At 73.4% G+C, this 18,980-nt stretch carries 14 protein-coding genes; 9 read left to right on the plus strand and 5 right to left on the minus strand.

Annotation, left to right across the window (positions count from 1 at the left end):
- Positions 1-13: 13 nt before the first annotated feature.
- Together EES43_RS26190 and ligA are read left to right on the plus strand one after the other, a co-directional pair.
- Positions 14-2,302: a phage holin family protein gene (locus EES43_RS26190; protein ID WP_124271023.1), complete on the plus strand. Its 2,289-nt coding sequence runs from the start codon at positions 14-16 to the stop codon at positions 2,300-2,302.
- Between the two features lie 130 nt (positions 2,303-2,432).
- The gene (gene ligA, locus EES43_RS26195; RefSeq protein WP_241192538.1) at positions 2,433-4,547 is read left to right on the plus strand and encodes an NAD-dependent DNA ligase LigA; all 2,115 of its coding nucleotides are present in this window, start codon (positions 2,433-2,435) and stop codon (positions 4,545-4,547) included.
- A gap of 471 nt (positions 4,548-5,018) precedes the next feature.
- Here ligA and EES43_RS26200 read toward each other — a convergent pair whose 3' ends face one another.
- Positions 5,019-5,828 (minus strand): helix-turn-helix domain-containing protein, encoded by an 810-nt coding sequence (locus EES43_RS26200; protein WP_124271025.1) that lies wholly within the window; start codon positions 5,826-5,828, stop codon positions 5,019-5,021.
- Between the two features lie 92 nt (positions 5,829-5,920).
- On the opposite strand from EES43_RS26200, the gene EES43_RS26205 reads away from it, so the two are divergent.
- Positions 5,921-6,226 (plus strand): 4a-hydroxytetrahydrobiopterin dehydratase, encoded by a 306-nt coding sequence (locus EES43_RS26205; RefSeq protein WP_124271026.1) that lies wholly within the window; start codon positions 5,921-5,923, stop codon positions 6,224-6,226.
- Between the two features lie 50 nt (positions 6,227-6,276).
- On the opposite strand, the gene EES43_RS26210 is transcribed toward EES43_RS26205, so the two are convergent.
- Positions 6,277-7,236, minus strand: a complete 960-nt coding sequence (locus tag EES43_RS26210; protein WP_124271027.1) for a LysR family transcriptional regulator — start codon at positions 7,234-7,236, stop codon at positions 6,277-6,279.
- Positions 7,237-7,443: 207 nt separating this feature from the next.
- On the opposite strand from EES43_RS26210, the gene EES43_RS26215 reads away from it, so the two are divergent.
- Complete coding sequence (locus EES43_RS26215; protein WP_124271028.1) at positions 7,444-8,406, plus strand: class I SAM-dependent methyltransferase; 963 nt, start codon at positions 7,444-7,446, stop codon at positions 8,404-8,406.
- A gap of 97 nt (positions 8,407-8,503) precedes the next feature.
- On the opposite strand, the gene EES43_RS26220 is transcribed toward EES43_RS26215, so the two are convergent.
- From EES43_RS26220 to fdhD, 3 genes are all read right to left on the minus strand, one after another.
- Positions 8,504-9,340, minus strand: a complete 837-nt coding sequence (locus EES43_RS26220; protein ID WP_124271029.1) for an aldo/keto reductase — start codon at positions 9,338-9,340, stop codon at positions 8,504-8,506.
- A 91-nt stretch (positions 9,341-9,431) separates the two neighbouring features.
- The gene (locus EES43_RS26225; protein ID WP_124272162.1) at positions 9,432-11,231 is read right to left on the minus strand and encodes an AMP-dependent synthetase/ligase; all 1,800 of its coding nucleotides are present in this window, start codon (positions 11,229-11,231) and stop codon (positions 9,432-9,434) included.
- A 228-nt stretch (positions 11,232-11,459) separates the two neighbouring features.
- On the minus strand, positions 11,460-12,347 hold the full coding sequence (fdhD, locus tag EES43_RS26230; protein WP_124271030.1) for a formate dehydrogenase accessory sulfurtransferase FdhD: 888 nt from the start codon (positions 12,345-12,347) through the stop codon (positions 11,460-11,462).
- Positions 12,348-12,606: 259 nt separating this feature from the next.
- Here fdhD and EES43_RS26235 point away from each other — a divergent pair, with 259 nt between their 5' ends.
- The 5 genes from EES43_RS26235 to EES43_RS26255 all read left to right on the plus strand — a co-directional run bounded on the left by EES43_RS26235 (position 12,607) and on the right by EES43_RS26255 (position 18,926).
- On the plus strand, positions 12,607-13,566 hold the full coding sequence (locus EES43_RS26235; RefSeq protein WP_124271031.1) for a beta-ketoacyl-ACP synthase III: 960 nt from the start codon (positions 12,607-12,609) through the stop codon (positions 13,564-13,566).
- 136 nt (positions 13,567-13,702) lie between these two features.
- On the plus strand, positions 13,703-14,884 hold the full coding sequence (locus EES43_RS26240) for an ROK family transcriptional regulator (protein WP_124271032.1): 1,182 nt from the start codon (positions 13,703-13,705) through the stop codon (positions 14,882-14,884).
- Positions 14,885-15,237: 353 nt separating this feature from the next.
- Positions 15,238-16,761, plus strand: a complete 1,524-nt coding sequence (locus EES43_RS26245) for a sugar ABC transporter ATP-binding protein (protein WP_124271033.1) — start codon at positions 15,238-15,240, stop codon at positions 16,759-16,761.
- Entirely contained in the window at positions 16,758-17,810 is a 1,053-nt protein-coding gene (locus tag EES43_RS26250; RefSeq protein ID WP_124271034.1) for an ABC transporter permease, read from the plus strand. The genes EES43_RS26245 and EES43_RS26250 overlap by 4 nt, the downstream gene beginning before the upstream one ends.
- A 78-nt stretch (positions 17,811-17,888) precedes the next feature.
- Positions 17,889-18,926 carry a substrate-binding domain-containing protein gene (locus EES43_RS26255; RefSeq protein WP_124271035.1) on the plus strand — a complete coding sequence of 346 codons (1,038 nt, stop codon included), beginning with the start codon at positions 17,889-17,891 and terminating at the stop codon, positions 18,924-18,926.
- Positions 18,927-18,980 lie beyond the last annotated feature (54 nt).

Genomic DNA, 18,980 nt, shown 5'->3' on the forward strand with positions numbered 1-18,980 from the left:
GAAGGGGACCGGCGTGGCTGAGGGGCGATGGTGGCGTACGGCGGGCGGGGCGGTGCTGCGGGTGATCGCGGTCTGGGCCGTGTCCACGCTCACCATGCTCGTGCTCGCCGGGATCCTGCCCGACTTCCGGCTCCAGTCCCACGACGGCGACTCGATCACCAGGACCGCCTTCACCGCGGCCTGGGGCGCGGGCGCGTTCGGCCTGCTCTCCGCCCTGGTGTGGCCCGTCCTGGTGCGGGCACTGCTCGTCGTGCCCGCACTGGTCCTCGGCGCGCTGGTGTTCTTCCTCAACGGCTCGCTGCTGCTGATAGCGCTCAGCCTGATCCCGGACGACCGCGGCGCCGCCAACCCGGAGACCGCGGTCGTCGTCGCGGCCGTCATGTCCGCCGTCGCCTCCGCCACCTCCACGGCCCTCGCCGTACGCGACGACGACGCCTACCGCCGCCGGCTCTCCCGCCTCGCCTACCGCCGCCGCAGGCGCGGCGCCTCCCGGGCCGGGGCCGAACCCGGCCGCGACGGGCCGCCCGGCACCGTCTTCCTCCAGCTCGACGGCGTCGGCCACGACGTCCTGACCAGGGCCGCGGCCGACGGCCTCATGCCGACCGTCGCCGGCTGGCTCGCCGACTCCTTTGGCCACCGCCTCACGCCCTGGCGCACCGACTGGTCCAGCCAGACCGGCGCCAGCCAGCTGGCCATCCTGCACGGCACCAACCACGACGTGCCCGCGTTCCGCTGGTACGAGAAGGAGACCGGCACCGTCATGGTCTCCAGCCGCCCCGCCAGCGCCCTGGAGATGCAGCGCCGCGCCATCGCCCGCACCCGCGACGGCGGCCTGCTCGCCGTCGACGGCGCGAGCCGCGGCAACCTCTTCGGCGGCGGGGCCGGCCAGCTCGCCCTGGTCCTGTCCATGGCCGCCCGGCGCGGCAAGGGCCGCCGCTCGCGGGCCGGCTACTTCGCGTACTTCTCCGACCCGGCCAACGCCGTGCGCACCGCCCTCTCGTTCGTCGCGGAGGTCGTCCGGGAGATCGTCCAGTCGACCCGCGCCCGCGCCCGCGGGACGTCCCCGCGAGTCAAGCGCGGCGGCCTCTACCCCTTCATCCGGGCCTTCGCCACCGTCGTGGAGCGCGACGTGGTCGTCGCCGCCGTCCTCGGCGACATGTTCGCCGGGCGGACCGCCGTCTACGCCGACCTCGTCGCCTACGACGAGGTCGCCCACCACTCCGGGCCGCACAGCCGCGACGCCGAGAAGGTCCTCGAACGCCTCGACCGGTCCCTGGCGCTGATCGCCGAGATCGCCGACCACACCCCGCGCGACTACCGGATCGTGCTCCTCTCCGACCACGGCCAGAGCCACGGCGAGACGTTCGCCGGAAAGTACGGGCTCACCCTCAAGGACCTGGTACGCGCGGGCTGCGGGCTGCCCGTACCGCGCCGCGCCCAGCGCACCGGCAGCGCCTCCGAGGCCCGCGACGCCGTCCGCATCGCCCTGCGCCGCCCGGTCGAGGGGCAGGAGGCCGAGCACCCGGCCAAACCCTCCGACCCCGTCGTGCTGGCCTCCGGCAACCTCGGCCTGCTCTCCTTCCCCGACATCGAGGGCCGCGCCTCCCGCGAGCAGATGGACCGCCGCCACCCGGCCCTGCTCGGCACCCTCGCCAACCACCCAGGCATCGGCTTCCTCCTCGTACGCAGCGAGGAGCACGGCTCGGTGGTGATGGGGCCGGGCGGAACCGAGGTCCCGGTGGCCGAACTGGCGGACGGCGAGGGGCCGCTCGCGGACTTCGGCCCCGGTGCGGCGGCGGCGGTGCGGCGCACCGACACCTTCCCGCACGTGGCCGATGTCATGATCAACTCGATGTACGACCCGGAGACCGGGACCGTGCACGCCTTCGAGGAGCAGATCGGCTCGCACGGCGGGCTCGGCGGCGAGCAGTCCCGGGCGTTCCTGCTCTGGCCGCGCGGCATGGCCGACCCGCTGGACATCGTGGCCGCCGAGACGGCCGAGGGCGCTCCACCGCCTCCCGGCGGCGGACTGGTCGGGGCCGAGGCCGTGCACCGGGTGCTGACGTGCTGGCTGCTGGAGCACTCCGGGCCGCAGGTGCCGGTGCGCCCGCAGGGCTTCGGGGGCGTCGCCCGCGCGGACGAGCCGTTCCCGGGACAGGCGCAGCGGGGCGGGGACCCAGGACGCGCCTCTCCCGCGCCGCCTGCTCGGACGCTGCTGCCGCCGCCCGCCGAGGCCCCGCGGCCGGGCCGGGCGACGGCGCGCGAGGGCCGCCCGGACGCGCCCGGCCCGACCGCGGGCTGACCGGCCGCCCGGCTCCCGTCAGGCCGACTGCCGCCGGACGGGCGACGGCGGGAAGACCGCGGAGGGCCAGAGGCCGGCCGGATGACCGGTCGCGGGGGCGTTGTCAGTGGTGGGCGGCAGGATGGTGGCCATGACGAACTCAGCCGCCGTGCTCGCCGATGCCGCCGCCTACGCCGCCGCCGTCGAGGAGGCGTCCCAGGCCGCCGCCGCGTACTACGCCACGGGCGAGAGCACCCTGGACGACGACGCGTACGACCGTCTGGCACGCGGGATAGCCGCCTACGAGGCGGACCATCCCGAACAGACCCTGGACTCCTCGCCGACGGGCAAGGTGGCGGGCGGGGCCGCCGTCGGCGACGTACCGCACACGGAGCCGATGCTCTCCCTGGACAACGTCTTCTCGGCCGAGCAGTTCGCGGCCTGGACTGCGTCGCTGGAGCGGCGCATCGGCAGACCGGTGGCGGCCTGGAGCGTCGAGCCGAAGCTGGACGGCCTGGCCGTCGCCGCCCGGTACCGCGACGGGCGGCTGGAGCGGCTGATCACCCGGGGGGACGGCATCGCCGGAGAGGACGTCTCGCACGCCGCCGCGGCCGTCGTCGGACTGCCCGAGCGGCTGTCGGAGCCGGTCACCATCGAGGTGCGCGGCGAGATCCTCATGACGGACGAGCAGTTCGAGCGGGGGAACGCCGTCCGTACGGAGCACGGCGGCGCCCCCTTCGCCAACCCGCGCAACGGGGCGGCGGGCACCCTGCGCGCCAAGGACCGGGCGTACCGGGTGGAGACCACCTTCTACGCCTACGGGGCCCTGCCGCTGCCGGAGTCCGGCGAGCCCGCCGCCCTCACCGACTCGCCGCACAGCGAGATCCTCGCGTACGTCGCCGCACTCGGCGTCCACACGGCCGCCGGGACGCCGGTGGAGCCGGTGCGGGCGACCGGCGTCGAGGAGGTCCAGGAGCGGGTGGCCGCCATAGGTTCGCTGCGCGCCTCGCTGCCGTTCGGCATCGACGGAATCGTCATCAAGGCCGACCTCGCGGCCGACCGGCGCGACGCCGGATCGGGCACCCGCGCTCCGCGCTGGGCCATCGCCTACAAGCTCCCCGCCGTGGAGAAGATCACCCGGCTGCTCGCCGTCGAGTGGAACGTCGGACGCACCGGCATCATCGCGCCGCGCGCGGTCCTGGAGCCCGTCGAGATCGACGGATCGACCGTCGGCTACGCCACCCTCCACAACCCGGCCGACATCACCCGCCGCGACCTGCGCATCGGGGACCAGGTCATGGTCTACAAGGCGGGGGACGTCATCCCGCGCGTCGAAGCGCCCGTCGCCCATCTGCGCACGGGCGAGGAGACACCGATAGCGTTCCCGGACCTGTGCCCCCGGTGCGGCTCCGCGATCGACACGAGCGAGCAGCGCTGGCGTTGCACCCGGGGCCGCGACTGCCGCCTGGTCGCCTCCGTCTCGTACGCGGCGGGGCGCGACCAGCTCGACATCGAAGGGCTCGGCGCCACCCGGGTCGTCCAGCTCGTCGACGCGGGCCTCGTCACGGACTTCGCCGACCTGTTCACCCTGGAGCGGGAGCAGTTGCTCGCTCTGGACCGGATGGGCGAGACCTCGACGGACAACCTCCTGGCCGCCATCGAGACCGCCCGCTCCCGCCCGCTGTCCCGGGTCTTCTGCGCGTTGGGCGTCCGGGGCACGGGGCGCTCCATGTCCCGCAGGATCGCCCGGTACTTCGCCACGATGGACCGTATCGTCGCCGCCGACGCCGAGGAGTTGCAGCGGGTCGACGGCATAGGCCCGGAGAAGGCCGCGGCGGTCGTCGCCGAGCTGGTGGAGCTGGCCCCGCTGATCGACAAGCTCGTCCGCGCCGGGGTGGCGATGACCGAGCCCGGAGCGACCCCGCCCCCGGAGCCCGGCACCGAGGAGTCCGAGGCGGACGCGGCGGACGCGGCGGACGGCGATGCCCGGGGCCCGGGGTCGGAACTGCCCCTGGCCGGGCTCACCGTGGTCGTCACGGGCGCCATGACCGGAGCACTGGAGAAGCTCTCCCGCAACCAGATGAACGAGCTGATCGAGCGGGCGGGCGGGAAGTCGTCCTCCAGCGTCTCCCGGCGCACGAGTCTGCTGGTCGCCGGGGAGAAGGCCGGGTCCAAGCGGGCCAAGGCGGAGGACCTGGGCATCAGGGTCGCGGAGCCGGGGGAGTTCGCGGAGATGGTCGCTGCCTTCCTCGCGGTCGACGCCTGATCAGCTCGGGCTTCCTCCGCACCGGTTCGTCCCCGCCGGGCTGTCATCGGCCCACGCCTGCGAATCGGTGTGAAGTGGCGTTCCCCCACCCGGTATTGCATAGTGAGGGCTCGGTCATGCCTCGCTATCGGCGGGTCATGGGTGCGTGGACGGCAGGCGACGGCCGTCCGGGGGTGAGGGAGTTCATGCGTTCCGTGTACGGCGGACGACGCGGAGCCCGCCCCACCGCAGGGTCGGGCGGGGACGACCGGCGGAGCCGTGAGCTTCCGGCCGCCCGCGGCCGGGGGACCCTGCGCGAGGGCGCCGGTCCGCTTCGTGACGGAGGCGGTGCCGGTCCGCGTTCCGCAGGACGCGAGCCCCGGGCGGACCTCGGGCGCCGTCGGCTCGGCGGCGGGGCCGTGGCCGCCCGGGGACTCGCCCTCGACCTCGGCGGCTCCCGGGCCCCGGGCCCGGGTGCCGGGCCGTGGGGGGTCAGGACAGATGGGCGTGCAGGTGGGCCGCGGTCTCCCGGTCGGCGGGGAGGAACGTCTCGATCGCCAGTTCCGCCACCGTCACGTCCATCGGGGTGTTGAACGTCGCGATCGACGAGAGGAAGGAGAGCACCCGGCCCCGGTGCTCGATCACCATCGGCAGCGCGAACGGCGCGGCCCGCTCCCGGTCCGCGCCCGCCGGTCCGCCGCCGGCCCGGCGCGGCACCGGATAGGCCGCCACCTCGTCGTACAGCGCCCGCAGCTCCGGCGAGCGCACGAGCGCGATCTGACGCTCCATCTGGGCCAACAGGTCCGCCCGCCACTGGTCCAGGTTCACGATGCGCGGGGCCAGACCGTCCGGGTGGAGGGTGACGCGCATCGCGTTGAGCGGCGGCGCGAGCAGCTCCGGGGACACGCCCTCCATCAGGAGCGCCATGCCCCGGTTGGCCGCCACCACGGTGTACGTGCCGTCCAGGACCAGGGCGGGGTACGGCTCGTAACCGGCGAGCAGCCGGTCGAGCCCTTCGCGCAGCGGGGCCAGCGCCGGGTCGCCGAGCGGGGTCTGCGCGTAGCGGGGCGCGTAACCGGCGACCACCAGAAGGGCGTTGCGCTCCCGGACGGGCACGTCCAGGTGCTCGGCCAGCCGCAGCACCATGTCCTCGCTGGGCCGCGCCCGGCCCGTCTCGACGAAGGAGATGTGCCGGGCCGAGGAGTCCGCGCGCAGCGCCAGGTCCAGCTGGCTGATCCGCCGCCGCTCGCGCCAGCCCCGCAGCAGCGGGCCCACTCCCGTGTCGGTCGGGACAGTCGTCATGGCAAGACCGTAACGTCACCGGCGGGCCGGGGCACACGACCCCGGCGCCGTCCACCGAGATCCTGACCGCCGAGACGCACGGGAGCCGTTCCATGTCGAGTGAGCCGCTGTCGCCGACCGAGACCGAACACCGACTGCGGGCGCTGCCCGGCTGGGCGCTGGAAGGGGACCGGATCACCCGGACCTACCGGCTGCCCTCCCACCTCGCCGCCGCCGCGCTGACCGTCCACATCGCCCGCGTCCAGGAGGAGCTGAACCACCACTCCGACCTGACGCTCGGCTACGACACCGTCGCCCTCGCCGTCCACACGCACGACGCGGGCGGCGCGGTGACCGAGAAGGACCTGGCGCTGGCGGAGCGGGTGTCGGCCATCGCCCCGGCCCACGACGCCCGGTAGGGCCCGCCTCGCGGGCCGCCGTTCTCCCTGCCCCGGTACGGCGCGGTGGCTCACGGCACCGCGCCGAACCGGGGGTGCGCGGTGAGCCACCGGGCGTATCTCGGGCTGCGCGACACGGCCTCGGCGTACGCCGCGCGGGTCAGCCCGGCCACCTCCGCCGCGGCGTCGGCGGCGGGGGAGTGCGGGTGCCGGCCCAGCAGGTGACGCCAGGTCAGCGGTGAGCCGGCCAGCGGTCGCGTCACCACGCCGGGGGCCGGCGGAAAGGTCGCCCGGCACAGCCCGATCGCCCGTCCCACCTGCACCAGATGGACGACGGAGGCGGTGTCCGTCTCGTACACCGAGACCGGGGTGAAACCGGCCCGCGCGCAGGCCGTGGCGAAGCAGTCGGCGAAGCATCCGTCCCCCGGCACATGCGCCCAGTACTGGCCGGCCAGCGCGGCCAGCTCCAACTCCTCCCGGTCGGCCAGTGGATGGCTCTCCGGCAGCATCACGAACACCGGATCCACCCCCACCACCTCCCAGACCAGCCGGTCCGCCAGCGGTGGCGGACTCTCGCCGCAGGTGCCGATCAGGGCGAAGTCGAGCCGCCCGTCGATGACCTGCGAGGCGATCTCGGAGACCGACCACGAGGTGCACGTGGACACCGGAACCGCCGGATGGGCCGCGGCCATCCGGTCGACCAGGCCACCGAGCAGCGGGCCGTGCGTACCGCCCAGCCGGAACCGGTCCAGCGCACCGTCGGCGTTCGCGAACCGTACGGCCTCCGCCTGGAGTTCGCTGACGGCGGGCAGTACCACCCGGGCCCGTTCCAGCACCAGTTCGCCGAGCGGGGTGGTGCGGGCTCCCCGGTGGTCCCGGTCGAAGAGCGCGCCGCCCAGGGCCTTCTCGATCCGCCGCAGTTGGGCGCTGAGGGCGGGCTGGGCAAGCCCCAGCGCGGCGGCGGCCTTGGTGAGGCTGCCGGTGTCGGCGATGGCGCGAACCGTTCTCAGGTGGCGCAACTCCAGCTCCATAAGGGAAAGTTATGGCCACTGAAGCATCCCGGCAATATGCCGTCCGCTTTCCGTGGTTTTCGCCCTGCCGAAGCCGCTCGCCCCGTCTCCGCCCCCGCTTCCGCCTCCGCCGCGGCTCGTGCCCGGCTCCGCCCGCAGGCTTTCCGGTGTTTTGCCGTAACGGCAACAAGAATTGCTCCCTGACCCGGCCCCGGCGAGGGTGGGCCCATGAGCAGCCACGCCGGTCACGGCCACCCCGAAGCCCACGCGACCGCCCGCACGCACGGCCACGCCCATGGGCCGAGCGGCGACCCGGGCACGGAGTTCGACTGGGACGTCATGGGCCCGATGCTGGAGCGGAACGCCGAACTCAGCCTCGCGCAGTACGAGGAGGCGGCCCGGTGGCTGGCGGCCCTGCCCGCCGCACCGGAGGTGCGCAGGGTGCTGGACGTCGGCAGCGGACCCGGCGTCGTCACCTGCCTGCTGGCCGAGGTCTTCCCCGGCGCGGAGGTCGTCGCCGTGGACCCGGCCCCGGTGCTGCTGGAACGGACCCGCGACCGAGCCCGCCGCCGCGGCGTGGGCGACCGCGTCCGTACCCTGGAGGCCGAACTGCCTCAGGACGCAGCCCGGTTGGGTGAGGCCGATCTGATCTGGGCCGGCAACTCCCTGCATCACATCGGCGACCAGCGCGCCGCCCTCGCCACCTTCGCCGCGCTCCTGCGGCCCGGCGGACGCGTCGTTCTCGTCGAGGGCGGACTGCCCATGCGGCGACTGCCCCGCGACATCGGTCTGGGGCGGCCGGGTCTGGAGGCCCGGATGGACGCGGCTGCCGCCACCCGCTTCGAGCGGATGCGGTCCGAACTGCCCGATGCCAAGCGGGAGACCGAGGACTGGAACGCCCTGTTCAGCGCCGTCGGCCTGACCCCGAGAGGCACGCGCAGTTTCCTGCTCGACCTGCCCGCGCCGCTCGCTCCGGCCGCCCGGGAGCACGTCATCGCGACGGTGTCCCGGGAGCGCGAGGTCTTCGGCGAACTGCTCGACGGCGAGGACCGCGCCGTACTGGACCGGCTGCTGGACCCGGAGGACCCCGCCGGTCTGCACCGCCGGGCGGACGTCCACCTGCTCACCGCCCGTACGGTCCACGTGGGTGGCACCGCCCGCACCGCCCGCACTGTCCGCGCTGAGGGCTGAGGGCTGAGGGCTGAGACAAGGCCGACCGCCGCCGGCACGGTGTGCGACGACGACGCCCCCGCCGCTGAGGCGACGGGGGCGCGGGAGTGCCGGGTGCTCAGGCCTCGATGTTGAACTCGGCCGGGTTCGGCCCGAGCCGCTTGCCCTCGTCCAGCGCCGTGAACGCGGCGAGGTCGTCGGCGTCCAGCTCGAAGCCGAACACGTCGATGTTCTCCGCGATCCGCGACGGGGTCACGGACTTCGGGATGACGACGTTGCCGGTCTGCAGGTGCCAGCGCAGAACCGCCTGGGCGGGCGTGCGGCCGTGCTTCTGGGCGATGGCGACGACCGTCGGCACCTCCAGGAGGCCCTTGCCCTGGCCGAGCGGCGACCACGCCTCGGTGGCGATGCCGTGCTCGGCGTGGAAGGCGCGGGACTCGGCCTGCTGGAGCTGCGGGTGCAGCTCGATCTGGTTGAGGACGGGCACCACGGAGGTCTCGCCGAGAAGCCGCTTCAGGTGCTCCGGAAGGAAGTTGGACACGCCGATGGCCTTGGCGCGGCCGTCGGCGTAGATCTTCTCGAACGCCTTGTACGTCTCGGTGTACGCGTCCTTGGCGGGCACGGGCCAGTGGATCAGGTAGAGATCGACGTAGTCCAGCCCGAGCTTGTCCAGCGAGGCGTCGAAGGCGCGCAGGGTGCTGTCGTACCCCTGGTCGCCGTTCCACAGCTTCGTGGTGACGAAGAGCTCGTCACGGGCGACGCCGGAGGAGGCGATGGCCTTGCCGGTGCCGGTCTCGTTCTCGTAGATCGCGGCGGTGTCGATGCTCCGGTACCCGGACTCGATGGCCTGGGCGACCGCCGCAGCCGCCTCGTCGTCCGGCACCTGCCAGACACCGAAACCGAGCTGCGGCATTTCGAGGCCGTTGTTGAGGGTGATGGAGGGGACCTGGCTCACGAGCGGTCGATCCTTACGTCGTCGGTTGGTACTCCCCACCACAACGAGCGAGTCCGCTCAGGCATTCCCGCTCCCGGGCGAACCGGTCGGATCAGTGGTACAGCGCGTTCACCTCGGCCTCGTAGGCCGCCTCGATCGCCTTCCGCTTCAGCTTCAGCGACGGGGTCAGCAGGCCGCGCTCCTCGGTGAACCGGTGGGCCAGGATCCGGAACGTCCGGATCGACTCGGCCTGCGAGACCGCCGTGTTGGCGGCCACCACCGCCCGGCGGACCTCCGCCTCCAGATCCGGGTCCCGCACCGACTCGACGGGACCGAGGGGAGCGCGGCCCCGCATCGACAGCCAGTGGTCCACCGCCTCCTGGTCGACGGTCACCAGAGCCGCGATGTACGGGCGGTCGTCGCCGACCACGATGCACTGGGAGACCAGCGGATGGGCCCGCACCCGCTCCTCCAGACCGTTCGGCGCCACGCTCTTGCCCCCGGACGTCACCAGGATCTCCTTCTTCCGTCCGGTGATCGTCAGATAGCCGTCGCGGTCCAGCGAACCGAGGTCGCCGGTGGCCAGCCAGCCGTCGCGGAGCACCGCCCGGGTGGCCTCCGGATCGCCCAGGTACCCGGAGAACAGATGCGGTCCGTGCACCCACACCTCGCCGTCCCGCGCGATGTGCACGGACGTGCCGGGGACGGGCTGCCCGACCGTCCCGTACCGGGTGCGGTCGGGCGGGTTGGCGGTCGCCGCGGCCGTGGTCTCGGTCAGCCCGTACCCCTCGAAGACGCTCACCCCCGCGCCCGCGAAGAACAGCCCGAGCCGGCGGTCCAGGCCCGAGCCGCCCGACATGGCGTGCCGCACCCGGCCGCCCATCGCGTCGCGGACCTTCCGGTAGACGACCTGGTCGAAGAGCTGGTGCCGCATCCGCAGCCCGGCCGACGGCCCCGGGCCCGCGCCGAACGCCTTGTCCTCCCGTGCCCGCGCGTACGCCACCGCGACGTCGAGCGCCTTGTCGAACGCGCCCAGCCGGCCCTCGGTCTCCGCCGTGCGCCGGGCGGCGCCGAGGATCTTCTCGAAGACGTGGGGCACCGCCAGGATGAACGTCGGGCGGAACGTCCTCAGGTCCGGCATCAGCGCGCTCGCCGAGAGTTCGGGCTGATGGCCCAGCTTGACCCGGCTCCGGACCGCCGCGACCTCCACCATGCGGCCGAAGACGTGGGCCAGCGGCAGGAAGAGGAGCGTGGCCGCCTCCTCGCCGGGTCCGGCGCGGAAGACCGCGTCCCAGCGGCCCGCCATCGCGTCGCTCTCGAACATGAAGGCGGCGTGCGTGAGGACGCAGCCCTTGGGGCGGCCGGTGGTCCCCGAGGTGTAGATCACCGTCGCCACCGAGTCGGGCGTCACCGCGCGGCGGTGCCGGTGCACGGTCTCGTCGTCGACGCCCGCGCCCGCCGCGACCAGGTCGGCCACGGCCCCCGCGTCGAGCTGCCACAGCCGCTCCAGGCGCGGCAGCCGGTCGATCACCGAGCCGACGGTCATCGCATGGTCCTCGTGCTCGACCAGCACGGCCACCACCTCGGCGTCGCGCAGCATCCACAGGACCTGCTCGGCCGACGAGGTCGGGTAGACGGGCACGGACTGCGCGCCGACCGCCCACAGCGCGAAGTCGAAGAGCGTCCACTCGTAGCGCGTACGGGACATCAGGGCGACCCGGTCGCCGAAACGCACCCCGTGCGCGATCAGTCCCCTGGCCAAGGCCAGCACCTCGTCGCGGAAGACCCCGGCGGTGACATCACGCCACTGTCCGTCGGGACCCTTGCGGCCGAGCGCGACCCGGTGCGGATCGGTCTCCGCATGGTCGAAGACCACGTCGGCCAGGCCGCCGACGTGAGGCGCCGCCGCCAGGGGCGGGACAGTGAATTCGCGCAATGACCTGCTCCTCGGGGGCGCTCCGCACAGCGCCGCGACGTTACCCCGAGCAGAGGTCCGGCGGGAGGGGCGGAGCCGCCCGAGAGCGTGGCTTCCGCAGCGGTGGACCGTCGAAATCCGGCCAGATGGGCAGGGCTCGGGCGCGCTTCCGCCGGACGAGTGGGCGGCTCGCGCCGCACTCTCCGCCGAATCCGCCCGCCGGGGTCACTCCGAGGTGAGGGATCCCCGGTCGCGGAGAGGGGCCTCGCGGAGAGGGGCCGGCTCCTCCAGCGCGATCCGCTCCTCGCCCGCGTACACGTTCATCGAAGGGCCCCGCAGGAAGCCGACCAGGGTCAGGCCGGTCTCCGCGGCGAGGTCGACGGCCAGGGACGACGGCGCCGAGACGGCCGCGAGCAACGGGATCCCGGCCATCACGGCCTTCTGCGCCAGCTCGAACGAGGCCCGGCCGGAGACGAGCAGGATCGCCCGCGACAGCGGCAGCCGCCCGTCGGTCAGCGCGCGGCCCACCAGCTTGTCGACCGCGTTGTGCCGCCCGACGTCCTCACGGACGTCCCAGAGCTCGCCCGCCTCGGAGAAGAGCGCGGCGGCGTGCAGGCCACCGGTCCGGTCGAACACGCGCTGCGCGGCCCGCAGCCGGTCCGGCAGGGCGGAGAGCAGCGCGGGCGTGACGCGCAGCGGGGGAGCGTCGGACACCGGGTGCCTGGTCGTGGTGCGGACCGCGTCCAGGCTGGCCTTGCCGCACAGGCCGCAGGAGGACGTGGTGTAGACGTTGCGTTCCAGCGTGATGTCGGGGACCTCCACACCGGGCGCGAGCCTCACGTCCACCACGTTGTAGGTGTTGACGCCGTCCTCCGTCGCCCCGGCGCAGTAGACGATCGACCGCACCTCGTCCCCGTCGGCGATCACGCCCTCGCTGACCAGGAACCCCGCGGCCAGCGCGAAGTCGTCGCCCGGCGTTCGCATGGTGATGGCCAGCGGCCGGCCGTTCAGCCGGATCTCCAGCGGCTCCTCCGCGACGAGCGTGTCGGCGCGGGAGGAGACGGCCCCGTCCCGGATGCGGAGGGTGCGGCGGCGCTCGGTGGCCCGTCCCATGAGGCGACTTCCGATCATGTCGGTGTGCGGAGCCTCCGCCCGTGCGCGGAGCGGAGACCTGGCCCTGCCATTGTCCTGCACCCGGGGGACCCGGCCGCGCCGGTGCGGGGCGCACCGCCGGAAGAGGGCAGCACGGGCGGAGTCTGTTGTCAATGCTCCAACGCGCGGGCCGGATTCCTGTGGGATCACGTGCCCTCGTACCCGGCGGTAGCGACCAAGACTGGATGTTTCCTGCCCTACGCAACGAGGGGAACCCGCAATGACCGGCTCACGCGTCGTGGCGCTCGGCCACTACCAGCCCGCCAAGGTGCTGACCAACCACGATCTCGCGGCCCTGGTCGACACCAGCGACGAGTGGATCACCAGCCGGGTCGGCATCAAGACCCGGCACGTGGGCGGTCCCGGCGAGCCGGTGGACGAGATGGCCGCGCACGCGGCGGCCAAGGCGCTCGCCTCGGCCGGGCTCCAGCCCGGGGACATCGATCTGGTGCTGGTGGCCACCTCCACCGCGATCGACCGGTCGCCGAGCATGTCGGCCCGGGTCGCCGCGCGGCTCGGCATGGGCTCGCCCGCCGTGATGGACATCAACGTCGTCTGCTCGGGCTTCACGCACGCCCTGGCCACCGCCGACCACGCCATCCGGGCCGGGGCGGCGACGCGGGTGCTGGTCGTCGGCGCCGACAAGATGGCCGACATCGCGGACTGGACCGACCGCTCCACCTGCGTCCTGCTCGGCGACGGGGCGGGCGCGGCGGTCGTCACCGCCGACCCGGCCGCCGAGGACGCCCCGGGCGGCCCCGGCATCGGACCGGTGCTCTGGGGCTCGGTGCCGGAGATGGGCAACGCGGTACGCATCGAGGGGACGCCGCCGCGGTTCGCCCAGGAGGGCCAGTCCGTCTACCGCTGGGCCACCACGCAGCTGCCGCCGATCGCCCGCAAGGTCTGCGAGAAGGCGGGCGTCGCCCCCGAGGACCTGGCCGCCGTCGTCCTGCACCAGGCCAACCTGCGGATCATCGAGCCGGTCGCCCGGAAGATCGGCGCCGTCAACGCGGTCATCGCGCGGGACGTGGTCGACTCCGGCAACACCTCCGCCGCCTCCATCCCGATGGCCCTCTCCAAGCTGGTGGAGCGCGGCGAGATCGCCTCCGGCGCGCCCGTCCTCCTCTTCGGGTTCGGCGGGAACCTCTCGTACGCCGGGCAGGTCATCCGCTGCCCCTGAACGGCTTTGTCCTGAGTGTGGAGAAAGTCGGGGGTGATTCCTGCGCAACTTCTTCCCACTCCGGGAAAGCGCTGCTACGTTCCCCTCGAAAGCCCGACGGACTGGCCGATGTGGCGGGGAGGGACGCGTGAGACGTATGACGGCACGACCCGCGAACGCGCATCAGGCGAGGCTGCTCCGACTGCTGCGCGACGGTGGGCCCAACTCCCGTGCGCAGCTGGGCGATCAGGTCGACCTCTCGCGCTCCAAGCTCGCCGTCGAGGTCGACCGGCTGCTGGAGACGGGACTGGTGGTGGCCGACGGGCTCGCCGCCTCCCGCGGCGGACGCCGCTCGCACAACATCCGCCTCGCGCCGGAACTGCGCTTCCTCGGCGTCGACATCGGCGCGACCTCCGTCGACGTGGCCGTCACCAACGCCGAGTTGGAGGTGCTGGGACACCTCAACCACCCGATGGACGTGCGCGAGGGCCCGGTCGCCGTCTTCGACCAGGTCCTGTCGATGGCCGCCAAGCTGCGGGCCTCCGGGCTCGCCGAGGGGTTCGACGGCGCGGGCATCGGGGTCCCCGGACCCGTCCGCTTCCCCGAGGGCGTGCCAGTCGCGCCGCCGATCATGCCCGGCTGGGACGGCTTCCCGGTGCGCGAGGCGCTCAGCCAGGAGCTGGGCTGCCCGGTCATGGTCGACAACGACGTCAACCTCATGGCCATGGGGGAGCAGCACGCGGGCGTCGCCCGTTCCGTGGGCGACTTCCTATGCGTCAAGATCGGCACCGGCATAGGCTGCGGCATAGTCGTCGGCGGTGACGTCTACCGGGGGACGACGGGCAGCGCCGGAGACATCGGGCACATCCAGGTGGAACCGGAGGGGCGGGCCTGCGCCTGCGGCAACCGGGGCTGTCTGGAGGCCCACTTCAGCGGGGCGGCCCTCGCCCGGGACGCGGAGGACGCGGCCCGGGAGGGGCGCTCGCCCGAGCTCGCCGCCCGGCTGGAGGCGGCCGGCCGCCTCACCGCCGTCGACGTGGCCGCCGCCGCGGCAGCCGGGGACGCCACCGCGCTCGACCTGATACGCGAGGGCGGCAACCGGGTCGGCCAGGTGATCGCCGGTCTCGTCAGCTTCTTCAATCCCGGTCTGGTGGTGATCGGCGGCGGGGTCACCGGCCTCGGTCACAACCTCCTCGCCAGTGTCCGCACCCAGGTCTACCGGCAGTCCCTGCCCCTGGCCACCGGCAATCTCCCCATCGTGCTGGGCGAGTTGGGTCCCGTCGCCGGAGTCATCGGCGCCGCCCGGCTCATCAGCGACCACCTCTTCTCACCGGCCTGACCACCGGACCGGTGAGCGGCGCTCCGGCGCCGTCGACGGCACGCCCGCACCACCGCATCGCCCGAACGCCGCACCGCACCGCCGAACACCACCCCGCACCGCCCGAACACGGCACCGCACCGAACACCACACCGTACGGCCCGAACACGGCACCGCACCCGCCCGCACACCGCCCCGCCATCGAACGCACGACCGTATGAGTCAGGTACCCGTCAGCCACTGGCCCGCATCCGTTCGCGGTGCCGCCGGCTCCACGGCACCTCCAGCCCCGAGCCCAGCCCGCTCTCCGGCCCTCCCGCGCTCCCGGCCCCCACCGCCGAGCAGAGGAGACCCATTCGCCGAGGGGATTCGTCATGGCACCAGAACCACCCCTGCTCACCATGTCCGGCATCACCAAGTCCTTCCCCGGCGTACGCGCCCTGGACGGCGTCGACCTGGAGGTCCAGGCCGGCGAGGTCCACTGCCTCCTCGGTCAGAACGGCGCGGGCAAGTCCACCCTCATCAAGGTGCTCGCCGGGGCGCACCCGCCCGACGGCGGAGAGATCACCTGGCGCGGCGATCCCGTCCGGCTCACCTCGCCGATCGCCGCCATGCGCCTCGGTATCGCCACCATCTACCAGGAACTCGACCTGGTGGAAGGACTCTCGGTCGCCGAGAACGTCTTCCTCGGACACGAACCCACCAGCGCGGGCTTCATCGTCCGCACCGGCGCCGGGCGTTCGGCCGCCCGCTCCCTGCTGGCCCGACTCGGCCACCCGGAGATCGACCCCGGCCGACCCGTCGGCGACCTCTCCGCCGCCCAGCAGCAGATCGTCTCCATGGCGCGGGCGCTCTCCCACGACGTACGGCTCATCGTGATGGACGAGCCCTCCGCCGCCCTCGACCCCGACGAGGTCGACAACCTCTTCCGGATCGTCGACCAACTCACCGCCGACGGCGTGGCCGTCGTCTACATCTCGCACCGCCTGGAGGAGATCCGCCGCATCGGCGACCGGGTCACCGTGCTGAAGGACGGCCGTGCCGTCGCCGTCGGCCTTCCGGCGGCCGACACACCCACCCGCGACATCGTTGCCATGATGACCGGCCGCGACGTCGCGTACGTCTTCCCGCCGCGCCCCGAAGCCCCGCCCTCCACCGCCGCGGAACCCGTGCTCCGGATCGAAGGGCTCTCCCGCAAGGGCGAGTTCGCCCCCGTCGACCTCGAACTGCGGCCCGGCGAGATCGTCGGCCTCGCCGGACTCGTCGGCTCCGGCCGCTCGGAGATCCTGGAGACCGTCTACGGCGCGCGCAAGGCCACGACCGGCACCGTGACCGTCGCCGGGAAGCGACTGCGCCCCGGCAGCGTCCGCGCCGCCGTCGCCGCCGGTATCGGCCTCGCCCCCGAGGAGCGCAAGGCCCAGGCCCTGCTGATGACCGAATCGGTCACCCGCAACGTCTCGGTCTCCTCCCTCTCCCGCTTTTCCCGGGGCGGCTGGCTCGACCGGGGCGGCGAGCGGAGCGCCGCGCGGCAGGCCACCCGCGAACTCCAGATGCGGCCCGACAACCCCGACGCCGCCGTCCGCACCCTCTCCGGCGGCAACCAGCAGAAGGCCGTCCTGGCCCGCTGGCTGCTGCGCGGCTGCCGGGTCCTGCTGCTCGACGAACCCACCCGCGGCGTCGACGTCGGCGCCCGCGCCGAGCTCTACGCCGTGATCCGACGGCTGGCCGACGACGGCCTCGCCGTCCTGCTCGTCTCCAGCGAAGTGCCCGAAGTCCTCGGCCTCGCCGACCGGGTGCTGGTACTCCGCGAAGGCCGCGTCGTCCATACCGCCGCCGCCCGGGAGCTCGACGAGCACCGCGTACTCGACCTCGTGATGGAAGGGAGCCCGACGCCATGACGCAGCCCGCCCCGTCGGCGCAGCACAACGGGCCGGACAAGGGGACCCTCGCCGGCCCCTCGGCCGCGCCCGCCTCGAAGACGCGCGGCGGCCCGCGCGCACTCGGCCTGCGGGCCGACGTCCGCACCCTGTCGCTCCTCGGCGTCCTCGCCGTCCTCGTCGCCGTCGGCGGTGTCACCGAGCCCGACGCCTTCCTCGACACCGGGAACCTCCAGCTGATCCTGACGCAGGCGTCCGTCATCGGCGTCGTCACCGTCGGCATGACCTTCGTCATCACCAGCGGCGGCATCGACCTCTCCGTGGGGGCGATGGTGGCCCTCGCCTCCGTATGGGCGACGACCCTGGCCACGCAGGAGTACGGCTTCGCGGGCATCGCCTTCACCGCCGTGATCGTCGGACTCGCCGCCGGACTCGTCAACGGCGTCCTCATCGCCTACGGCGGCATGGTCCCGTTCATCGCGACCCTGGCCATGCTCGCCTCGGCCCGCGGCCTGGCCCTCCAGATCACCGACGGCAAGACCCAGATGGTCACCGTGGAATCAGTCCTGGACCTCGGCCTGCCCGACTCCTACCTCCTCGGCATCCCGCCGCTGGTCATCATGTTCGCCGCCGTCACCGTCGTCGGCTGGCTCGTCCTGAACCGGACCACCTTCGGCCGGCGCACCGTCGCCGTCGGCGGCAACGCCGAGGCGGCCCGGCTCGCCGGGATCGACGTCCGCCGCCAGCGGCTCTACCTCTACCTGCTCTCCGGACTGTGCTGCGGCATAGCCGCCTTCATGCTCGTCGTGCTCTCCGGCTCCGGCCAGAACACCAACGGCAACCTCTACGAGCTCGACGCCATCGCCGCCGCGATCATCGGCGGCACCCTGCTGAGCGGCGGTCGCGGCACCATCGTCGGCTCCGTCCTCGGCGTGCTCGTCTTCACCACGATCACCAACATCTTCGCCCTGAACAACCTCCAGAGCGACGTCCAGCAGATCGCCAAGGGCGCGATCATCGTCGCCGCCGTCCTGGTCCAGCGCCGCACCCTGCGCGGCGCCGACACCTGATCCCGCCGCCGACACCCGACCCGGCCCCACCGCCGACCGCCCCGCACACTCCACCACCGGACGAAGGGTCCCACCGCCATGCCAGAAACCAGCCGCAGAGGACTGCTGTTCGGCACCGCAGCCGTCTCCGCGGGCGCGCTCCTGACCGCCTGCACCAGCAACGAGCCCAAGAACAGCGGACCGGCGGCCGACAGCGCCCCCGCCGCCGACGACAAGCCCGGCGCGCCCGTCACCATCGGCTTCGCCGGTCCGCAGGCCGACCACGGGTGGCTCAACGCCATCAACGTGAACGCCAAGTCCCGCGCGGAGAAGTACGCGGAGGTGACGCTGGAGATCACCGAGGGCTCCAACGACACCGCCGCCCAGATCGGCCAGGTCAAGACCCTCATCAACAAGAAGGTCGACGTCCTCGTCATCCTTCCCGCCGACGGCAAGGCGCTCACCCAGGTCGGCCTGGAGGCCATGAGGGCGGGCATCCCCGTCGTCAACCTGGACCGGGTCTTCGCCTCCCCGCAGGCCTACCGCTGCTGGGTCGGCGGCGACAACTACGGCATGGGCCTCAACGCCGGCCACTACATCGGCGAGCAGCTCAAGGGCAAGGCCGGCGCCAAGGTCGTCGAACTCGCCGGCGTCGACAGCCTGGAGCTGACCAAGCAGCGCAGCCAGGGCTTCGCCGACGCGCTGAAGAACTACGCCGACATCGAGCTGGTGGCCCGTCAGGCCGCTGACTTCACCGTGGAGTCCGGCCAGGCGAAGATGGCCCAACTCCTCCAGGCTCAGAAGCAGTTCGACGCCCTGTGGAACCACGACGACGACCAGGGCGTCGGCGCCCTGCGCGCCATCCAGCAAGCGGGACGCGACGAGTTCATCATGGTCGGCGGCGCCGGAGCCAAGTCCGCCATGGACGCCATCAAGGCCGACGACGGCGTTCTCAAGGCCACCGTCCTCTACCCGCCGACGATGGCCGCCTCCGCCATCGACCTGGCGCGCGCACTGGGCCAGGGCAAGGGCGTCAGCGGACTCTCCGAGACGGAGATCCCGACCTCGCTCACCCTCTACTCCGCCGTCGTCACCAAGGCGAACGTCGACCAGTACCTGCCGACGGGCTTCAGCTGACCGGGCCGCCGGGGGAGCCGGACCGGCTCCCCCGCCCCGCCACCGAACCACCGA

The sequence above is a fragment of the Streptomyces sp. ADI96-02 genome (assembly GCF_003846185.1).
Classification (GTDB): domain Bacteria; phylum Actinomycetota; class Actinomycetes; order Streptomycetales; family Streptomycetaceae; genus Streptomyces.

Excerpts from the sequence above, each read along its gene's own strand:
- ligA (WP_241192538.1), top strand. The coding sequence starts at position 2,433 with ATGACGAACTCAGCCGCCGTGCTCGCCGATGCCGCCGCCTACGCCGCC.
- EES43_RS26235 (WP_124271031.1), top strand. The coding sequence starts at position 12,607 with ATGACCGGCTCACGCGTCGTGGCGCTCGGCCACTACCAGCCCGCCAAG.
- EES43_RS26215 (WP_124271028.1), top strand. The coding sequence starts at position 7,444 with ATGAGCAGCCACGCCGGTCACGGCCACCCCGAAGCCCACGCGACCGCC.
- EES43_RS26210 (WP_124271027.1), bottom strand. The coding sequence starts at position 7,236 with ATGGAGCTGGAGTTGCGCCACCTGAGAACGGTTCGCGCCATCGCCGAC.
- EES43_RS26240 (WP_124271032.1), top strand. The coding sequence starts at position 13,703 with ATGACGGCACGACCCGCGAACGCGCATCAGGCGAGGCTGCTCCGACTG.
- fdhD (WP_124271030.1), bottom strand. The coding sequence starts at position 12,347 with ATGGGACGGGCCACCGAGCGCCGCCGCACCCTCCGCATCCGGGACGGG.
- EES43_RS26245 (WP_124271033.1), top strand. The coding sequence starts at position 15,238 with ATGGCACCAGAACCACCCCTGCTCACCATGTCCGGCATCACCAAGTCC.
- EES43_RS26205 (WP_124271026.1), top strand. The coding sequence starts at position 5,921 with ATGTCGAGTGAGCCGCTGTCGCCGACCGAGACCGAACACCGACTGCGG.
- EES43_RS26255 (WP_124271035.1), top strand. The coding sequence starts at position 17,889 with ATGCCAGAAACCAGCCGCAGAGGACTGCTGTTCGGCACCGCAGCCGTC.
- EES43_RS26200 (WP_124271025.1), bottom strand. The coding sequence starts at position 5,828 with ATGACGACTGTCCCGACCGACACGGGAGTGGGCCCGCTGCTGCGGGGC.
- EES43_RS26250 (WP_124271034.1), top strand. The coding sequence starts at position 16,758 with ATGACGCAGCCCGCCCCGTCGGCGCAGCACAACGGGCCGGACAAGGGG.